At 68.4% G+C, this 17,230-nt stretch carries 21 protein-coding genes and 8 pseudogenes; 8 read left to right on the top strand and 21 right to left on the bottom strand.

What is annotated here, in order from left to right:
* Positions 1–39 precede the first annotated feature (39 nt).
* The 4 genes and pseudogenes from ACHMWU_RS16280 to ACHMWU_RS16265 all read right to left on the bottom strand — a co-directional run.
* Positions 40–600: pseudogene (locus tag ACHMWU_RS16280) on the bottom strand (ammonium transporter); the annotation flags it as partial.
* A gap of 141 nt (positions 601–741) precedes the next feature.
* On the bottom strand, positions 742–1,245 hold the full coding sequence (locus tag ACHMWU_RS16275) for a cupin domain-containing protein (protein ID WP_396045179.1): 504 nt from the start codon (positions 1,243–1,245) through the stop codon (positions 742–744).
* A gap of 59 nt (positions 1,246–1,304) precedes the next feature.
* Positions 1,305–2,374, bottom strand: a pseudogene (gene ftsY, locus ACHMWU_RS16270) (signal recognition particle-docking protein FtsY); the annotation flags it as partial.
* A gap of 82 nt (positions 2,375–2,456) precedes the next feature.
* Positions 2,457–3,335: an ATP-binding cassette domain-containing protein gene (locus tag ACHMWU_RS16265; protein WP_396045177.1), complete on the bottom strand. Its 879-nt coding sequence runs from the start codon at positions 3,333–3,335 to the stop codon at positions 2,457–2,459.
* A 245-nt stretch (positions 3,336–3,580) separates the two neighbouring features.
* Here ACHMWU_RS16265 and ACHMWU_RS16260 point away from each other — a divergent pair, with 245 nt between their 5' ends.
* Entirely contained in the window at positions 3,581–3,772 is a 192-nt protein-coding gene (locus tag ACHMWU_RS16260) for a hypothetical protein (RefSeq protein ID WP_396045175.1), read from the top strand.
* Positions 3,773–3,860: 88 nt separating this feature from the next.
* On the opposite strand, the gene ACHMWU_RS16255 is transcribed toward ACHMWU_RS16260, so the two are convergent.
* From ACHMWU_RS16255 to ACHMWU_RS16220, 8 genes and pseudogenes are all read right to left on the bottom strand, one after another.
* Positions 3,861–4,040 (bottom strand): hypothetical protein, encoded by a 180-nt coding sequence (locus ACHMWU_RS16255; protein ID WP_396045173.1) that lies wholly within the window; start codon positions 4,038–4,040, stop codon positions 3,861–3,863.
* A 469-nt stretch (positions 4,041–4,509) separates the two neighbouring features.
* A pseudogene (locus ACHMWU_RS16250) lies at positions 4,510–4,896 on the bottom strand (ATP-binding cassette domain-containing protein); the annotation flags it as partial.
* 22 nt (positions 4,897–4,918) lie between these two features.
* Positions 4,919–5,227, bottom strand: a pseudogene (locus ACHMWU_RS16245) (ABC transporter transmembrane domain-containing protein); the annotation flags it as partial.
* An 11-nt stretch (positions 5,228–5,238) separates the two neighbouring features.
* Positions 5,239–5,625: a hypothetical protein gene (locus ACHMWU_RS16240; RefSeq protein WP_396045171.1), complete on the bottom strand. Its 387-nt coding sequence runs from the start codon at positions 5,623–5,625 to the stop codon at positions 5,239–5,241.
* 61 nt (positions 5,626–5,686) lie between these two features.
* On the bottom strand, positions 5,687–6,691 hold the full coding sequence (cydB, locus tag ACHMWU_RS16235; RefSeq protein ID WP_396045169.1) for a cytochrome d ubiquinol oxidase subunit II: 1,005 nt from the start codon (positions 6,689–6,691) through the stop codon (positions 5,687–5,689).
* A 16-nt stretch (positions 6,692–6,707) separates the two neighbouring features.
* Entirely contained in the window at positions 6,708–7,181 is a 474-nt protein-coding gene (locus ACHMWU_RS16230) for a cytochrome ubiquinol oxidase subunit I (protein ID WP_396046827.1), read from the bottom strand.
* An 88-nt stretch (positions 7,182–7,269) separates the two neighbouring features.
* Positions 7,270–7,569 (bottom strand): annotated as a pseudogene (locus ACHMWU_RS16225) (cytochrome ubiquinol oxidase subunit I); the annotation flags it as partial.
* 17 nt (positions 7,570–7,586) lie between these two features.
* Positions 7,587–8,110, bottom strand: a pseudogene (locus tag ACHMWU_RS16220) (cytochrome ubiquinol oxidase subunit I).
* A gap of 108 nt (positions 8,111–8,218) precedes the next feature.
* On the opposite strand from ACHMWU_RS16220, the gene ACHMWU_RS16215 reads away from it, so the two are divergent.
* Genes ACHMWU_RS16215 through ACHMWU_RS16205 form a run of 3 tightly spaced genes read left to right on the top strand, consistent with a single transcriptional unit; the run spans position 8,219 to position 9,469 of the window.
* Complete coding sequence (locus ACHMWU_RS16215; RefSeq protein ID WP_396045167.1) at positions 8,219–8,587, top strand: BlaI/MecI/CopY family transcriptional regulator; 369 nt, start codon at positions 8,219–8,221, stop codon at positions 8,585–8,587.
* Positions 8,584–9,006: a hypothetical protein gene (locus ACHMWU_RS16210; protein WP_396045165.1), complete on the top strand. Its 423-nt coding sequence runs from the start codon at positions 8,584–8,586 to the stop codon at positions 9,004–9,006. The genes ACHMWU_RS16215 and ACHMWU_RS16210 overlap by 4 nt, the downstream gene beginning before the upstream one ends.
* Positions 8,951–9,469: a M56 family metallopeptidase gene (locus tag ACHMWU_RS16205; protein WP_396045163.1), complete on the top strand. Its 519-nt coding sequence runs from the start codon at positions 8,951–8,953 to the stop codon at positions 9,467–9,469. The genes ACHMWU_RS16210 and ACHMWU_RS16205 overlap by 56 nt, the downstream gene beginning before the upstream one ends.
* Positions 9,470–9,620: 151 nt before the next feature.
* Here ACHMWU_RS16205 and ACHMWU_RS16200 read toward each other — a convergent pair whose 3' ends face one another.
* Both ACHMWU_RS16200 and ACHMWU_RS16195 read right to left on the bottom strand, forming a co-directional pair.
* The gene (locus ACHMWU_RS16200) at positions 9,621–9,911 is read right to left on the bottom strand and encodes an acyl-CoA thioesterase (RefSeq protein WP_396045161.1); all 291 of its coding nucleotides are present in this window, start codon (positions 9,909–9,911) and stop codon (positions 9,621–9,623) included.
* A gap of 277 nt (positions 9,912–10,188) precedes the next feature.
* Positions 10,189–10,323, bottom strand: a pseudogene (locus tag ACHMWU_RS16195) (hypothetical protein); the annotation flags it as partial.
* A gap of 499 nt (positions 10,324–10,822) precedes the next feature.
* Here ACHMWU_RS16195 and ACHMWU_RS16190 point away from each other — a divergent pair.
* Complete coding sequence (locus tag ACHMWU_RS16190) at positions 10,823–11,152, top strand: hypothetical protein (protein WP_396045159.1); 330 nt, start codon at positions 10,823–10,825, stop codon at positions 11,150–11,152.
* Positions 11,153–11,577: 425 nt separating this feature from the next.
* Here the strand turns inward: ACHMWU_RS16190 and ACHMWU_RS16185 are convergent, their stop codons facing one another.
* From ACHMWU_RS16185 to ACHMWU_RS16160, 6 genes are all read right to left on the bottom strand, one after another.
* Entirely contained in the window at positions 11,578–11,925 is a 348-nt protein-coding gene (locus tag ACHMWU_RS16185; protein WP_396046825.1) for a hypothetical protein, read from the bottom strand.
* 133 nt (positions 11,926–12,058) lie between these two features.
* The gene (locus ACHMWU_RS16180; RefSeq protein WP_396045157.1) at positions 12,059–12,226 is read right to left on the bottom strand and encodes a hypothetical protein; all 168 of its coding nucleotides are present in this window, start codon (positions 12,224–12,226) and stop codon (positions 12,059–12,061) included.
* 200 nt (positions 12,227–12,426) lie between these two features.
* Complete coding sequence (locus ACHMWU_RS16175; RefSeq protein ID WP_396045155.1) at positions 12,427–12,825, bottom strand: hypothetical protein; 399 nt, start codon at positions 12,823–12,825, stop codon at positions 12,427–12,429.
* A complete protein-coding gene (locus tag ACHMWU_RS16170; RefSeq protein WP_396045154.1) occupies positions 12,822–12,971 on the bottom strand; it encodes a hypothetical protein in 150 nt (49 codons plus the stop codon). The genes ACHMWU_RS16175 and ACHMWU_RS16170 overlap by 4 nt, the downstream gene beginning before the upstream one ends.
* A gap of 85 nt (positions 12,972–13,056) precedes the next feature.
* Positions 13,057–13,620 carry an AAA family ATPase gene (locus ACHMWU_RS16165; protein WP_396045152.1) on the bottom strand — a complete coding sequence of 188 codons (564 nt, stop codon included), beginning with the start codon at positions 13,618–13,620 and terminating at the stop codon, positions 13,057–13,059.
* Between the two features lie 53 nt (positions 13,621–13,673).
* Positions 13,674–13,874, bottom strand: a complete 201-nt coding sequence (locus tag ACHMWU_RS16160) for a hypothetical protein (RefSeq protein WP_396045150.1) — start codon at positions 13,872–13,874, stop codon at positions 13,674–13,676.
* Positions 13,875–14,032: 158 nt separating this feature from the next.
* Between ACHMWU_RS16160 and ACHMWU_RS16155 the strand changes: the two genes are divergently transcribed.
* The 3 genes from ACHMWU_RS16155 to ACHMWU_RS16145 are packed head-to-tail and all read left to right on the top strand — an operon-like array spanning position 14,033 to position 15,837.
* Positions 14,033–14,524, top strand: a complete 492-nt coding sequence (locus tag ACHMWU_RS16155; RefSeq protein ID WP_396045148.1) for a PH domain-containing protein — start codon at positions 14,033–14,035, stop codon at positions 14,522–14,524.
* Positions 14,511–15,710 carry a PH domain-containing protein gene (locus ACHMWU_RS16150; protein ID WP_396045146.1) on the top strand — a complete coding sequence of 400 codons (1,200 nt, stop codon included), beginning with the start codon at positions 14,511–14,513 and terminating at the stop codon, positions 15,708–15,710. Before ACHMWU_RS16155 ends, ACHMWU_RS16150 begins: the two co-directional genes overlap by 14 nt.
* Entirely contained in the window at positions 15,694–15,837 is a 144-nt protein-coding gene (locus ACHMWU_RS16145) for a hypothetical protein (RefSeq protein WP_396045144.1), read from the top strand. Before ACHMWU_RS16150 ends, ACHMWU_RS16145 begins: the two co-directional genes overlap by 17 nt.
* Before the next feature lie 78 nt (positions 15,838–15,915).
* On the opposite strand, the pseudogene ACHMWU_RS16140 reads toward ACHMWU_RS16145, so the two are convergent.
* Positions 15,916–17,050 (bottom strand): annotated as a pseudogene (locus tag ACHMWU_RS16140) (uracil-xanthine permease family protein).
* Positions 17,051–17,230 lie beyond the last annotated feature (180 nt).

Below are 17,230 nucleotides of genomic sequence, written 5' to 3'. Positions count from 1 at the left end.
GGCAGGTTGTGCGGGACGCATCGGGTCACGCTTCCAGCCGACGCGCTTGCCGAGCACCAGGGCGAGCGCGAGGCCCGCAGCACCGGCGTTGATGTGCACCGCGGTGCCACCGGCGAAGTCGATCGCGTCGAGCTTGGTCGCGATCCAGCCGCCGTTGTCACCGAAGTCGAACACCCAGTGGGCGACCGGGAAGTACACGACCGAGACCCACACGACGACGAACACGAGCCATGCCGAGAACTTGGCCCGGTCGGCGATCGCGCCGCTGATCAGGGCCAGGGTGATGATCGCGAACATCATCTGGAAGCCGACGAAGACGTACTCGGGGATCGTGCCGTACGCCGTGTCGACCGAGATGTTCTGCAGTCCGAGTCGCTCGAAGCCGCCGAGGATCGAGCTGCCCTCAGGGCTGAATGCGATCGAGTAGCCGTACAGGACCCACAGGACCGGGACGATGGCGAGCGCCGAGAAGCTCATCATCATCATGTTGAGGACTGTCTTGGAGCGGACCATGCCGCCGTAGAAGAACGCCAGTCCTGGTGTCATGAGCAGGACCAGGGCCGAGCTGGCCAAGATCCACGCGGTGTCGCCGGTATCCATGAGACCTCCGAGGTCGATTCGTGCGGGCTGGTGCCACCCGCTACGTCACAGCCTGATGTCGGAGAGTTTCTGAATACGGCCCTCGGTGTTTCGGGACCGTGACGAAATCACAGGTCAGGTAAACAGCGTGTTACGCAGACCTCAGGCGTCACAGTTCGCGAGATCGGGCTCCGCGAGCGGCTTGCCCTCCGGGATGACGTAGGTGACCCACAGCACGACGTCGTCGTCGCCCTCGTTGCGCCCCTCGTGGGCGTAGCCTGCCCCTTCGATGATCGAGGCGCCCGTCTCGTAGACGTGCACGCCGTCGGGATAGGTGTCGGCGTAGTGCGTGAGTGCACCCTTCTTGACCACGGCGATGAGCTGGCCGTAGTGGCAGTGCTTCCCGGTGCTCGCGCCCGGCGCAAGGGTGATCTCGCGGAACGTGACCCCGACGCCGTCCTGGCCTGCGACCGAGACCTTGACCGGGCCGTCCTGACGCCCCGCAGCATGATCGACCGCTGACACGGGCGCCTGCGTGGCGGCCTCAGCATGCGGCGCGGGGACGCTGTGCCTGCCGCACGACGACAGTGCCAGGGCCAGGACGATCACTGGCGCAAGAAGCAGCGCGCGGAGGAGGGAAGGGGTCGTGCTGCCGAGTCTATTCACGGTGCGCCTTTGAGGTCTCCCCGAACATGTGCCGCGAGGATCGTCCCACGGGGGCAGGGTCAGGACAGCAGGGCGTCGACGAACTCTTCGGCGTCGAACGGGGCCAGGTCGTCGGCGCCTTCGCCGAGACCGACGAACTTGACCGGGACGCCGAGCTCGCGCTGCACCGCGATGACGATGCCGCCCTTGGCGGTGCCGTCGAGCTTGGTCAGCACGATTCCGGTGACGTCGACGACCTCGCCGAACACGCGCGCCTGGGTCAGGCCGTTCTGCCCCGTCGTCGCGTCGATCACGAGCAGCACCTCGGTGACGGGAGCCTGCTTCTCGATGACGCGCTTGACCTTGCCGAGCTCGTCCATGAGACCCGACTTGGTGTGCAGCCGGCCCGCCGTGTCGACCAGCACGACGTCGACACCGTCAGCGATGCCCTTCTGCACGGCCTCGAAGCCCACGCTGGCCGGGTCGCCGGCCTCAGGTCCACGAACTGTCGGGACGCCGACGCGCTCGCCCCACGTCTGGAGCTGATCGGCTGCGGCAGCACGGAACGTGTCGGCGGCGCCCAGCAGCACCGACTGCTCCCCCGCGACCAGCACGCGTGCCAGACGACCCACCGTCGTGGTCTTGCCGGTGCCGTTCGACACCGACGACGAGCACGACGCCGGGCTTGCCCTCGGCACCCTGCGACTTCAGCGACCGGTCGAAGTGAGGGTCGATCAGCCGCACGAGCTCGTCGCGCAGGGCTGCCTTGGCGACCTCGGGATCCTTGATGCCCTCGACCTTGCTTGGTGCGCAGGTTCTCGACCAGCTCGTCGGTCGCCGTGACTCCGACGTCGGCGGCCAGCAGCGTGTCCTCGATCTCCTCCCACGCGGCGTCGTCGAGCGTCGAGCGACCGAGCACCGCGAGCAGTCCCTTGCCAAGCGAGCCCTGCGACTTGGCCAGGCGGGCCCGCAGCCGGACGAGGCGGCCTTGCGGAGCCTCGGGACGGTCGAGGGTCGAGACCGGGGCGACCGGCTCGTCGATGTCAGGCTCCAGCACGACCTCGGGCTGCAGCTCGGGGGCTGACGTCGCGTCCTCGGGCTGCGCGGGCGCCTCGATCTTCGGGTGGGTGCCTTCGGTGGCAGCTGCTCGCGGTTGCGGGTCGTGACGAGCGCCGCGCCTCCACCCAGGAGGATGAGCGCAGCGACGACGATGAGGGCGATGATCGGAGTGGTCACACCGCGATCCTATGGGTGGCGGTGCGTGCGCCGCCAAGTGACGTGACCTGGGCGATCCGATCGAGCACGGCCGCAGAATGACTGATGACCACCAGGCTGCGCTGGGGTGCCAGGGCCAGCAGATCGTCCATCAGCGCCTCCGCTGCGGGCGCGTCGAGGTGCTCGGTCGGCTCGTCCACGATGAGGATCCGGTGTCCACCCAGGACGAGCCTGGCCAGGCACAGTCGCTGACGTTCGCCGCCAGAGAGCCGATTGCCCCGTTCACCGAGCATCGTGTCGAGTCCTTGCGGCAGGGTCGACACGAACTCCGCGAGCCCGGCGGTCGACAACGCCGCCAGCATCTGGGTCTCGTCGGCAGTCGGGTCGGCGATGCGCAGGTTCTCCCGGATGCTGGTGTCGAACACGATCTCGTCCTGGCCGAGGTAGCCGATGACTGAGCGCACCTCGGCCGCCGCCAGCTGGGCGACGTCGACACCGCCGAGCAGCACGTGCCCGCCGCGGGGTTCGACGACCCGGGCGAGGGTCTGGGCCAGGGTGCTCTTGCCGGATCCGCTGGGTCCTCGGATGCCGACGACAGCACCGGGCGGCACGTCGAGGCTCAGTCCTTCGGCGATGGTCGACGTCCAGCCGACTGCGAGGTCACGCACGACGAGGTCGGTGCTCGCCGGGAGCGGCGGAGGCGCACCCGGATCGGTGATCGCGGCCGGGGCGTCCGCCAGCTCGGCCAGCCGTCGCTCGGCGCCTTCGATCTCGGGACGCAGGCGCTCTGCCTCGGTCAGGGCCGTCAGCGGTTCGATGAGAGCCAGAGGCGCCAGCACGACGACGCCGACGACGACCGGCGCGAGCCCACCTGACAGCGCAGCGATCGAGGCCACCGCGAGACCCGTGACGACCAGGACGAATGCCTCGCCGGAGCCGCTCAGCCAGGCTGCCCGCCGTTGCGCCCCGGCCAGGTGCGTGATGCTCTGGTGGGTCTTGTCCTGCAGGACACCGGTTGCCTCGTAGGCGACGAGGTCGGGGGCGGCCAGGACGGATTGGGCGACATCGGCGGCGAGGTCGCCGCGCCGAGCTCGCGGTTTGCGCTCCGGTCGTGCGTACCGTCCACGGGACGATGACGCGGATGAGCAGCATCGCCGCGGCCGCAGCTGCGGCCAGGACGAGGCCCGACGTCACGTCGAGGATCGAGATCACCACGACGGTGATGGACGTCGACGACAGGGCCACGATCCATGGTCCCCGCAGCCGCAGCACCCGGTCCAAGATCGCGTCGACGTCGGAGACGACCCGGCTGACCAGGTCTCCACGCCGGTGAGCCGGCATGCCGGCTGGCGCGATGCGGTCGAGGTCACGGTAGACCTTGACGCGAGCCTCGGTCACCAGGGCGAAGGCAGCGTCGTGGGTCAGCAGCCGTTCGACGTACTGCAGGGCCGCGCGTGACAGCCCCAGAACCTGACCGAGACGATGGCGACCATCAGGTAGAGAACGGGCGGCTGCTCGGCGGCGCGCACGATGAGCCACGCCGACGTGAGCAGCAGGCCGATACCAGCGAGCTGGACAGGACGCCGAACACGCGTCCCCATCCGAGCTTGCTCAGGAGACGCGCCCTCATGCCAGCACCATCCGTCGACTGAGCCGGAGCTCGCGATCTGCGACGGCGATCGTCTCGGGACGATGCGCCACCACGACGACCGTCACGTCGAGGTCGCGGAGCGTCGTCAGCACGATCGTCTCGCGCTCAGCGTCCAGGCCTGCCGTGGGCTCGTCGCAGCAGCACCCAACGAAGCGTCTCCTCGACGCACGCGCAGCACCGCACGGGCGACCGCGATCCGGCGCCGCTCCCCTGCCGAGATGTCGTCTCCGGTCTCGCCGATCGTGCGGTCGAGATCGAGGTCGGCGGCACCGGCTCCTCGCAGCGCATCCGCGACGTCGGCCCGGCTCGACGACGTGTCGCCGAGCCGCACGTTGTCCTCGATCGTGCCCGCCACCAGACCGGGGACCCTGGGGCACCCAGGCGATCTGACGACGCCAGCTGACCGGGTCGATCGTCGCGAGGTCGACGTCGTCGACCAGGACGTAGCCCGACGTCGCGCGGTCGAAGCCCATCAGCACCGACAACAGGGTCGACTTGCCGCAGCCCGACGGCCCGGACACTGCGACGAACTCGCCGGGCCGGATGCGGATGTGACTGATGTCGAGGCTCGGCTCTCGACGGCTCTCGTGACGCACGACGACGCCGTCGAGCACGATCGCGGAGGCCCGCAGGTCTGGCGACGGTGTCGTGCCGAGGTGCCGATCGTGGTCGAGCAGCGACAGCAGCTCGACCGTGGCCTCTGCCCCGGCGGTGCTGTCGTGGAAGTGGGAGCCGAGACGCTTGATCGGCGCGAACGCCTCCGGAGGCCAGCAGCAGCACGAACAGCGCCGGGCCGAGCTCGACATGACCTTCGACGACCCGCAGGCCGATGCTGACCGCGACCAGGGCGACCGAGAGGGTCGCGAACAGCTCCAGCACGAACGACGACAGAAACGCCAGCCGCAGGGCGCGGACGGTCTCTCGGCGGTGCCGGTCTCCGACTTCCCGCAGCCCGGTCTCCTGGCGGCGGCCGAACACCTTGAGCACCGTCAGTCCGTCGAGCACGTCGGCGAAATGACGTCCGAGCCGTTCCAGCGCCTGCCAGCGCCGGTCGATCCGGTCCTTGGTCACCAGACCGACCAGGACGAGGAAGACGATCGCCATCGGCAGCGTCACCGCGATGATGACCGCCGACATGACGTCAGCGGTCAGCATCGCGACGAGCACGAGCGGCGGCACCAGGGCCGACAGCACGACCTGGGCAGGAAGCGGCCGATGTAGCCGTCGAAGGCATCCAGGCCCGGTCCCAGCAGAGCGACGAGGCTGGAGCTGCTGGGTCGTGGTCCGACCCGTCGCGGGTCGAGCAGGTCGTCGACCACCTCGTGCCGCAGCTCGGCCTTGACCGTTGCGGCCGCTCGCGCCGAGACGGCGGTGTGCAGCCAGGCGACCAGCGCACGGACCGCCAGGCCGACGATGATCGCCACACCGAGGCCGGCGATCGGCTGGTCGGCAAACCTGTGCGCGACGACCTCGGAGACGCTGTAGGCGACGGCGATGACCGTCGCAGCGGTCGCGAGGCCCAGCGCGACGCTCACGAGGAGGAGTCGTCGCACTCCTCGTGAGCGTCGGACGAGCCGTGGATCCAGCGGTGCCATGTCAGTGCGCGTCCTCGGGAATGTGTTGCACGCCGATGCGCTGGCGGAACACCCAGTACGACCAGCTCTGGTACAAGATCACGATCGGCGTGAAGACCACCGCGACCCACGACATGATCTTGAGCGTGTACGGGGTCGAGGCCGCATTCGTCGTCGTCAGGTCCCAGGCCGGATCGAGCGAGGACGGCATGACGGCCGGGAACAGCGAGGTGAACAGCATCGCGACGAGCAGCGCGATCGCCAGGGCCGTTCCGGCGAAGGCCCAGCCATCGCGACGACCGAGTGCGGCGACCATCGCGAGCACGAACGAGGCGAGCACCGCCAGGCCGAGGAGCCAGACCACGAGGTCACCGTCGCTGGCCGCCGTCCAGGCCACGAACGCCGTCGTCAGCAGGGCCGCGACGACACCGATCCGCAGGCCGAACGTGATGGCCCGCTCGCGGATCTCGCCGACGGTCTTGAGCCCGACGAAGAATGCGCCGTGCACCAGGAACACCGAGACCGTCACTGCGCCGCCCAGCAGCGCATAGGGGTTGAGCAGGTCGAACAAGTTGCCGACGAACTCCTTGTCGGCGTCGATCGGGACGCCGCGCACGATGTTGGCCAGGGCCACGCCCCAGAGCAGCGCCGGAAGCACGGAGCCGAAGACGATGGCGGCGTCGCAGCGCGCCCGCCACCACGACTCGGGTCGCTTCGAGCGGAACTCCAGGCCGATGATCCTCACGATCAACGCGACCAGGATCAGGAACAGCGGCAGGTAGAAGCCGCTGAACAGCGTCGCGTACCACTCGGGGAACGCCGCGAACGTTGCTCCGCCGGCCACCAGGAGCCAGACCTCGTTGCCGTCCCAGACCGGCCCGATCGTGTTGATCAGCACCCGCCGTTCCTTGTCGCCCCTGGCCAGGAGGCCGACGAGCATGCCGACACCGAAGTCGAATCCTTCGAGCACGAGGTAGCCGACCCACAGCACCGCGATGATGATGAACCAGAAAGTTGTCAGTTCCATGATCACTCTGTCCTCATCAGTAGGCGTACGCGAGCGGCGCGTCGACGTCGTCGGGGTCGTGGGGCGGCTCGAGCTCGGGCAGGCCCTTCTTGACGTACCTCAGCAGGAGCTTGACCTCGATGATCGCCAGCACGCCGTACAGCAGGGTGAAGCCGATCAGGGAGGTGGCGACCTCGGCGACCGAGGTGCTGGGTGAGACACCCGCCGAGGTCTTCATGAGGCCGAACACGACCCAGGGCTGGCGGCCCATCTCGGTGAAGATCCAGCCGAAGGAGTTCGCCACCAGGGGCAGCAACGGCAGCACGATCGCGCCGCGCAGGAACCACTTCGACGTCGGTGTTCGGTCGCGTCGCGTCACCCACAACATCAGCGCGCCCATCGCCATCGCGATGCCGCCGGCGGTGATCATGAGGCGGAACGTCCAGTACGTCACGGGGATGTTGGGCGTGTAGTCGCCAGGACCGAATCGCTCCTGGTACTCGGCCTGCAGCGAGTTGATGCCCGCGCACCTTGCCGTCGAACGTCCCGGTGGCGAGGTAGGACAGGACCTTGGGGATCTCGATCTGGAACAACGGCTCGGAGCCGTCGAGGGTGCCGATCGTCAGAGGCGAGAACGGCGCAGGTTGGGCGTCTTCGTACAACGCCTCAGCGGCAGCCATCTTCATGGGCTGCACCTCGGTCATGACCTTGCCCTGGAAGTCGCCGGTGATGATCGTGCCGAGCCCGGCGACCAGCAGCACGACGGCGCCGAGTCGGAAGGCGGGACGGAAGGCGTCGTCGTCGCGCCCCTGCCCCTTCATCATGTGCCACAGGGCAATTCCTGCGACGAAGGCGCCGGCCACCATGAAGCAGCCGAAGATCTGGTGCGGGAACGTCACGGTCAGGACCTTGTTGGTCAGCACGGCGCCGAAGTCGGGGCGAGCTCGGCGCGCCCCTTCTCGGGGTTCATGGTGTAGCCGACGGGGTTCTGCATGAACGAGTTCGCGGCGAGGATGAAGTAGGCCGAGAAGACCGTGCCCAAGGCGGCGATCCAGATGCAGGCCAGGTGCAGGCCGGGCTTGAGCCGGTTCCAGCCGAAGATCCACAGGCCGAGGAAGGTCGACTCGAGGAAGAAGGCGAGCAGCCCCTCGATCGCGAGGGGCGCTCCGAAGATGTCGCCGACGAAGCGCGAGTAGTCGCTCCAGTTCATGCCGAACTGGAACTCCTGCACGATGCCGGTCGCGATGCCCATCGCGAAGTTGATCAAGAACACTTGCCGAAGAACTTGGTCAGTCGAAGCCAGCGTTCGTTGCCGGTCTTCCACCAGAACGTCTGCATGATCGCAACGAGGACGGACAGGCCGATCGTCAGCGGCACGAAGAAAAAGTGGTAGACGGTCGTGATGCCGAACTGCCACCGCGCCAGATCCAGGACTTCCATGCTCGACTCCTTCGTCTACTACGTCGCGTAGTAAGTACTACCGACTGTAGTAACCATCACGGGTCACTCGCAACACCAGGTACTACTTCACGTAGTAGAATGGGTCACATGCCCCGACTCGGAGAGCTCGAACGCTCCGTCATGAACGTCCTGTGGGACGGTGACACGCCGTTGACCGTCCGCGAAGTGCTCGACCGGCTCGACGAACGCGACCTGGCCTACACCACCATCATGACCGTTCTCGACCGTCTTGGCACCAAGGAGATGGTGCGACGCGAACGAGACGGCCGTGCCTTCCGCTACGCCCCCGCGCTCAGCCGTGACGCCGCGACCTCCGAGCTGTTGCACGCCGCCCTCGACGAGGCCGGCACAGATCGCACGGCCGCACTGGTGCACTTCGCTCGGACCGTCGACCCGGCCGAGGCCAAGGCGCTGCGTGCCGCCCTCGACGAGATCGAGTCCCGGAACTCCGGATGACCCCGCTGCTGCTGGGCCTGATCGGACTTGCCCTCGCGCTGCCGGTTCCGGCGGTCCTGGCCACCATGACGTGGCCACGACTCTCGCCCGCGGCTGGCGTGGTGCTGTGGCAGTCCCTCGCGCTCGCAGCCGTGCTCGCGATCTCCGGCGCTGCCCTGTCGACCGCCCTGTGGCTCGTCACCGACGACCACCTCACCTGGTGGCGCATCGCCCTGCACCTGACGATCCTCGCGATCGGCGTCATGGTGTGGGCCCGCTTCTGGTGGGCAGCCTGGCAGGCATGGAGCGAGACATCGGTCCGGCGGCGGCGTCACCGAGAAGCTCGTCGACCTGCTGGGCGCACCTCACGGCGCCCTGCCCGCGGTGCGGATCCTGGCCGAGCAGACCCCCATCGCCTACTGCATCCCCCGTCGACGTGATCCGCGAGTCGTCATCTCGCAAGGGACGCTCGACGCCCTCGACGACGACTCGTTGCAGGCTGTCCTCGAGCACGAGCGCGCGCACGTGCGCATCCGCCACGACCTGGTGCTCGAGGCGTTCGGCGTGCTGCACCGGGCCTTCCCCCGTCCGCTGCGCACCGATGCCCCGCTGAAGCAGAGCCAGGTGCTCGTCGAGCTGATGGCCGATGACGCGGCCCGCAAGGTCGCCGGCGACAGCGCCCTGGCCCGAGCCATCGTCGCGCTGGCCGGCGGCTCGACACCGGCTGGTGCCCTAGGCGCCGGGAGCGAAGCCATGATCCGACTCGAACGACTCCACGCTCCGCGCCGCAACAGGTGGTCCACAGCCCTGAGCCTGAGCATCTCGGCCGTCGTGCTGATCGTCCCGACCGTCCTGATCGCCATCCCGTGGATGTTCCACGCCTGGCAGACCCTCAACCTCTGACCTCCCCACCGGCGCGGTGACTCAGCGACGCATCCCACGCCAGTCCGGTGACTCAGCGACGCATCCCACGCCAGGATAGGTCGCAGTTGTCACCGCCACGTCCTCTGATAGGTCACAGTGTCACCGCCACGTCCTCTGATAAGTCGCAGTGTCACCGCTTCGGCAGGCTGGCCAGTGGCTCCAGCGCCGCGCGGATCTCGTCGGGGATTGGCGTTGGCTTGCGGGTCGTCGAGTCGACGTAGACATGCACGAACTTGCCGATCGCGGCCGGTTCGTCGGTGTCTCCCTGGAACAGACCGATGCGGTAGACGATGCTCGATGTACCGAGCTTCGTGATCGCCAGCCCTGCCTGGACGTCGCCCGGGAAGTTCAGCTGACGCACAGAGCGCGCAGCCGGTCTCGGCGACCAGCCCCACGGCGGGAAGCCCACGGATGTCGACACCCGTCGCATCCATCAGGTAGCCGTTGACCGCGGTGTCGAAGTACGAGTAGTAGACGACGTTGTTGACGTGCCCGTAGACGTCTTCGTCCTCCCACCGCGTCGAGATCGTGCGCAGCACCCGGAACTCAGAGCGCAGCACCGGTTCGGACGCCATCTCCGGCATCAGGTGGCCACTTCCTCGCGCAGACGCTGACTGATCACCGCGGACACGCCGTCGCCGCGCATCGGACACGCCGTACAGCGCGTCGGCGACCTCCATCGTGCGCTTCTGGTGAGTGATGACGATGAGCTGGGAGTTGGCACGCCAGCTCTCGTACAGCTCGAGCAGGCGGCCGAGGTTGGCGTCGTCGAGCGCTGCCTCGACCTCGTCGAGGATGTGAGAACGGACTGGGCCGCGCCTTGAACAGGGCAACCAGGGAAGGCCACCGCCACCAGCGAGCGCTCGCCACCCGACAGCAGCGACAGGCGCTTGACCTTCTTGCCGGCCGGCCGAGCCTCGACATCGATACCGGTGGTCAGCATGTTCTGCGGGTCGGTCAGCAGGATGCGCCCCTCACCCCCGGGGAACAGGCGGGTGAAGACGTGCTGGAAGGCGCTCTCGACGTCGTACCAGGCCTCGGTGAAGACCTGTTCGACCTTCGCGTCGACCTCTTCGACGATGTCGAGCAAGTCTTGACGGGTCTTGCGCAGGTCGTCGAGCTGCTCGGACAAGAACTGATGACGTTCTTCGAGGGCCGTGAACTCTTCGAGCGCCAGCGGGTTGACCTTGCCCAGCATCGCCATCGATCGTTCGGCGTTGCGCAGCCGCTTGACCTGGGCCTCGCGCTCGTACGGGATTCGGCTCGGCGGGCAGGGAGTCCTCCTCGCCCTCGACCGTGATCGGCGGCACCAGCCGATCGGGACCGTACTCGGTGACCAGCGTCTCTACCTCGATACCGGCTTCCGAGCGCCCGCGACTCCAAGCCTTCGAGACGCAGTCGCAGCTCGGCACGAGCCATCTCGTCCTTGTGGACCGTGTCGGTCAAGCCGTCGACTCGCTGCTGAGCTCGCGCAGGCGTCCACGCACGCTCCGCAGCGCCTCTTCGCTGCCCGAGCGCGAGGCCTCGATCGTGGCCCGCAACGTCGACGCCGCTGGCGATCGACCGGTCGAGCCTGGCCAGCACCTGGTCGCTGGCCAGGATCACCGCCCGGGCCGTCTCGGCCTCGCGCAGCTGGCGGGCGCGACGCTGGGGCGGCCTTGAGCCGGGCATCGCGCTCAGCGGCCGCGGCTTCGAACAACGCCGGCGACCTGCCCGGCCAGTGCCCGGCACGCTCCTCGTTGGTGCGCAGCGCGAGCCGCGCCTCGGTCTCCGGCCTTGCGGCCAGCAGAAGCAGACTCGGCCAGCTGTTCCAGCAGGGCCGTGTCGGGCTCCTCCTCTGGTGCCGACTCGGCCTGACTCAGCCGCTCTTCCAGGCTCGGCCAGACCTGACTCGTCGCCGGCCATCGACTCTTGCGCCTTCTCGATCGCGGCCGACAGCCGGTCGGCCTCGCCGCGCGCGGCGCGAGACGTCGCACCGAGGTGACCGAGATTCTCTGCCACCGCGGCCATCGTGGCATCGGACTCGCGGCCTGCCCAGCGCCGCGCTCGACCTGCTCCTGCGCGGCAGCACGGACGGTCTCGCGCCCTCACGCTCGAACCTCAGCCGTTCGAGGGTGTGCACCGCGTCGGCGAGGTCTTCGTCGGCCTGCGCGATCGCAGCCTGCACCTCGATGAGGCTCTGCTTGGACGTCGAGCCGCCCGCCGCAAAACGCGCGCCCAGCACATCGCCGTCGCGCGTGACCGCCGTGACGTCGGACGCCAGGCGCACGACCTCGTGCCTGAGGCAGCGTGTCGACGACGGCCACCTTGAACAGCAACCGGCGCAATGCACCCTGCAGGGCATCTGGCCCGTCGACGACATCGATCGCATAGGTCGCGAAGTCGGGCAGTCCGGGCCAGGTCGAGTCGTCGACCTCTCCCCCGCCCAGCAGCATCCCGGCCCGGCCGAGGTCTTCGGACTTGCTGTCCCATCGCCGACAGCAGCCGTGTCGAGGTGGTCGACAGCCACCGCATCGGCGGCCGAGCCGAGTGCCGCCGCGATCGCGGTCTCGCTGCCGGCCCGCACGGTCAGCAAGGCGGCCACCGAGCCCAGCAGACCGCTCGATCTCGTCGGTGGCGGGCGAGCAACGCACCGGCGCCGTCCTTGCGGGCCAGGCCCAGCTCGAGGGCCTCCTTGCGGGCCGCCAGGGCAGCCTGCTGCCGTTCGGCATCCTGCACCTGGGTCGCCAGCGCCACGATGACCGCGGCCGCCTGGGTCAGCTTCTCCTCGGCCGACTCCAGCCTCCGTCAAGGCCCGACTCACCGGCGTTGAGCCCGGCGATCTCGTTCTCGAGCGCAGTGAACTCGCCGTTGCGCCTCGACGGCGCGTGACTCGGCCTCGTCGCGCGCGACCGTCAGACGGCCGATCTCCTCGCCGGCAGCCGTGGCACGACTCTCTAGGGCGTTGACCTGACCGTGCAGACGAGCCAGCCCTTCACGCTGATCGGCTGCCGCCCGTAGGAGGCCGGCAACGCGACGCTCCTCGGCCGTGTAGGCCGCTTCGGCCTCGTTGCGTTCGATGATGACCTGTTCGAGAGCTGTCGTCGCTGCCGCAACGGCCGTGCCGAGCTCGCCGTGCTGCTCCTGGGCCCGGCGCGCATCGGCCTCGAGCCTTCGGGCTCGCGTCCCGTCTGACGGTCATCGGCCTCGACCGCCGCCAGGCGCACCCGCTCGTTGGCGAGTCCGGCGGTTCCGCGGATGTGTTCACGCAGACCCGAGAGGCTGTACCAGGTCTCCTGGGCCGCGGACAGCCGCGGCGAGTCCTCACGCTGGTCCTCGAGGATGATCTTGTTCACGCGCGGCGGCGATCGCCTTCTCGACCTCGTCGCGGCGGGCCTTCAGCGCGGTCTCGTCGGCGGCCTTCGGCAATCACGGTGCGGGCCGTGACGATGTCGTCAGCCAGGATGCGGGAACGGGCGTCGCGCACGTCGGCCTGAATCACGGCGGCGCGGCGAGCAACCTCAGCCGACGGCCCAAGGGCTTCGAGCTGGCGCCGCAGTCCTCGGTCAGCACGTCGTTGAGGCGGGTCAAGTTGCCCTGCGTCGCATCGGCTTGCGGAGCGCCTTCTCCTTGCGCTTGCGATGCTTGAGCACGCCAGCAGCCTCTTCGATGAACCCGCGACGCTCCTCGGGGGTCGCCCGCAAGACGCTGTCGGCTGTCCCTGCCCGACGATGACGCGCATCTCGCTGGCCGATGCCGGAGTCGCTCAACAGCCTCCGGACGTCGAGCAGCCGGCAGGTCTGCCCGTTGATCGCGTACTCGGATCCGCCGTTGCGGAACATCGTCCGCGAGATCGTGACCTCGGTGTACCTGATCGGCAACGCGCCGTCGGAGTTGTCGATCGTCAGGACGACTTCAGCACGTCCCAGCGGCGGACGCCCAGAGGTGCCGGCGAAGACGACATCTTCCATCTTGCCGCCGCGCAGGGACTTGGCGCCCTGCTCGCCCATGACCCACGACAACGCGTCGACGACATTGGACTTGCCCGAGCCATTGGGTCCGACGACGCACGTGATGCCCGGTTCGAGCTGAAGGGTCGTCGAGGACGCGAAGGACTTGAACCCACGCAGAGTGAGGCTCTTGAGGTACAACTGGGGCTCCTACGACGTACGACCGGTGGGAGCAACCCTAGTGCGCGCTGCGGCTAGTGGGCGACAGGCTCGGCGAGGTCGCTGGCAGTGACCTGGTCCATGCGCTCGCGCAGGGCCACGAGCAGGCCGTCGTTCTCGACCTTGAGGCGCATCACTTCAGCCTCCAGATCGGCTACCCGCCGACGCAGGACTGCGGTCTGCCGCGCCTGGTCGGCCGTAGGTCCACCGATGTATCCGACAAGTGCCTTGGCCATGACTGTTCTCCGCGAGCTGGACTGGCGATCTTCTGAAGATCTGGGATCGAGGGACTGCGCACTAAGCGGCAGTGGCAGAAACCGACGTCTGCGTCTCTCGAGTCTCCCACTGTCGACGGCATCGGGTCAACCGAGCCCCGGCTGGCTACTGTGGCGGCATGGACGATCTCTTCGCGCCGATCGGCAGCGAGTGGCAGCGGGTGTCCCCGCGGCTTGCCACCGTGCGCCGCATCCTCGTGCTCATCACCGCCGCCATCGCCGCCGTCATCGGCGTCGCGCTGACGATGCTGTGGTCCGATCTCGCGTGGATCGGCATCGTCGTGATCGTCGCTGCCGTCGGTGGCGCGGGATTCGGCTGGTTCTGGGCCGACCGCAACCAGCGCAGCTGGGGCTACGCCGAGAACGCCGACGACCTGCTCGTCACGAGCGGCGTGATGTTCAAGCGCCTGGTGGCGATCCCGTACGGGCGCATGCAGTTCGTCGACGTCCAGGCCGGTCCCCTGCATCGTGCCTTCGGCATCGCCACAGTGACCCTGCACACCGCGAGCACCGAGACAGCCGCCGACATCCCGGGCCTGAGCGCCCCGGAAGCCACGAGGTTGCGCAATCGGCTGACCGAGCTCGGAGAGGCGCACGGTGCCGGGCTCTGACGCCGTGGCCGAGTCGACCGGCCTGCGGACGCACCCTCTCACCGCGATCGTCCAGGGCGCAGTCTTCGCCGCGGCCGCCACGATCGGTCTGTTCGGCTCGATGATGAGTGGCGAGGGACTGGGCAACCTCCACCCTGTCCTGGCGGTGCTCATCGCCCTGGCCGGAGGCATGGCGCTCGGCCTGACGTTCGGCTTCGTGACTTGGCGATTCACCCGCTACGTCATCGACGGCACCGGCTTGCGGATCAACTCCGGCGTCATCACCAAGGCATCGCGTCGCATCCCGTACGAGCGGATCCAGTCAGTCGACATCGCCGAGCCGATCGTCGCCCGTGCCCTCGGGCTCGCCGAGCTCCGCATCGAGATGGCCGGCGGCAAGGAGTCACGCACGACGTTGAAGTTCCTGCGACTCAGCGATGCCCAAGACCTGCGTCATGTCCTGCTGTCGCGTGCGCACGGCGAAGAGGTGGCGTCGAGCCACGACGAGCAGCGCAGCATCATCACGCGGGTGCCACCCGAGCGCATCGTGATCGGCACGCTCCTGTCGCTCGACTTCGTGTTCGCGGCGGCAGGCACGATCGCACTGGTCGCCGCGGCGATCTGGTTCAACCAGATCGTGATCTTCCTCGGTGGCGTGATCCCGCTGGCGACCTGGCTGGGCCAGATCGCGATGGGACGTGTCGTCCAGCAGTGGGACTTCACCCTGTCGCGTGGCGAGCGCGGGCTGCGGATCGAACGCGGCCTGCTGTCGCGGACGTCGCAGACGATCCCCTGGGACCGGGTGCAGGGCATCGCGATCAAGGAACCCTTCGTGTGGCGCCGGTTCGGCTGGCAGCGCCTCGAGGTCGACATCGCGGGCTACGCAGCCGGTGCCGAGGAGCAGGGACAGAACTCGTCGTCGACCTTGCTGCCGATCACCGATCCGGCCCTCGCCCAGGCGATCATCGGCGAGCTGCTCCCCGGCACCTCACTGGGCCATCCTGCGCGGGCCGACCTGGTCCGCACGGGTGCACCGGGCAGGTCGTCGATCTTCGCACCGGTCGGCTGGCGCTACCGGTGGATCGCGGCCGATCCCGCGACGTTCATCGCGCACGAGGGCTGGATCGAGCAGACCACCAGCATCGTCCCCCCACCGCAAGACCCAGTCGGTCGAGCTGCGGCAGGGGCCGTTGCAGCGGTGGCGTGACGTCGCGACCGTCGAGGTGCACAGCCCCAAGGGCCCCGTCGACGCCGACGGCCGCAATCTCGACCAGGTCGATGCCCGTGCCGCGATGCTCGCGCAGCTCGACCGGGCACGAGCATCAAGAACCTGAGCCACCCACCCCCAGGACGTCATCACCTCCGTACGTAGGTCAGCACGTGTGGGATGACGTCCGGGAGCGGCTCGTTGGTCAGCGGGAGCGCAGCCGTTCGATCGTCGACATGACGTGGAACACCACAAGAGCTGCGATCGTGCCCAGGGCGATGCCCTCGAACGTCATGTCACCGACGACGATCGTCATGTTGCCGATGCCGATGACAAGAGCGACGGCAGCCGTGAACTGGTTGACCGGCAGCGAGAAGTCGACGTTGTTGTCGATCCAGATCTTGATGCCGATGATGCCGATCAGGCCGTACAGCGCGACCGTCACACCGCCGAGCACTCCCGGCGGGACCGTGCTGATGAGTGCGCCGACCTTCGGGGAGAGTCCCAGCAGGATCGCCACGATTCCCGCGACCCAGTACGCGGCGGTCGAGTAGACGCGAGTCGCCGCCATGACGCCGATGTTCTCGCCGTACGTCGTGGTGCCCGATCCGCCGCTGGCGCCCGCGAGAGTCGTCGCGATGCCGTCGGCGAGCAGAGCCCGGCCGGTCAGCTGGTTGATCGAGTCATCACCTGACAGCTGGGCGACGCTGCGGACGTGACCGACGTTCTCGGCGATGAGGACCAGCACGACCGGGATGAAGGCCGGCAGCACCGACCAGGCGAAGGTCGGTGACTGGAAGTCGGGCAGGCCGACCCAGGAGGCATTCTCGACCGCCGTGAAGTCGATGGCCCCGGCCGCAAGGGCCACCAGGTAGCCGACCACGACGCCGACCAGGATCGCGAGGCGGGCGATGAGTCCGCGCGCCACGACCACGACGAGCAGCACGACGGTCAGCGTGATGAGTGCCGTCCACGGAGCCTTGGCGAAGTTCGCCGTCGCAGCGCCTGACAGGTTGAAGCCGATCAGTGCGACGATCGCGCCGGCGACCACTGGAGGCATCAGCGCCTCGATCCAGGCCGTTCCGGTGACCAGGACGATGACGCCGACGAGCGCGAGCAGCAGACCGCACGCGAGCACGCCGAACAGCGCCGTGCCGATGTCGTCGCCGCCAGCCTTCGCCGCAGCGATCGGGGCCAGGAAGGCGAAGGACGAGCCCAGGAGCTGGGCAGCTGTTGCCGGTCAGCACCAGGAACAGCAGCGTGCCGATGCCGGAGAAGAAGATCGTCGTCGAGGGCGGGAAACCGGTCAGCACCGGCACCAGGAACGTCGCGCCGAACATCGCGATGACGTGCTGGGCGCCGAAGCCGATCGTGCGCGGCCAGGTCAGCCGCTCGCCGGGGGTGACGATCTCACCGTCTGTCACGGTTCGGCCGTCGCCGTGCAGGGTCCAGGGCAGAGGCATGCGTGTCCTTGTCGTCAGGATGCGCTGGCGCGCGCACCGGGCAGGACGTTATCCGCC

The sequence above is a fragment of the Aeromicrobium sp. UC242_57 genome (assembly GCF_044452305.1).
GTDB lineage: Bacteria > Actinomycetota > Actinomycetes > Propionibacteriales > Nocardioidaceae > Aeromicrobium.
Note: the sequence above shows the minus strand (reverse complement) of the source record. Positions and strands in the feature narration are given on the sequence as shown.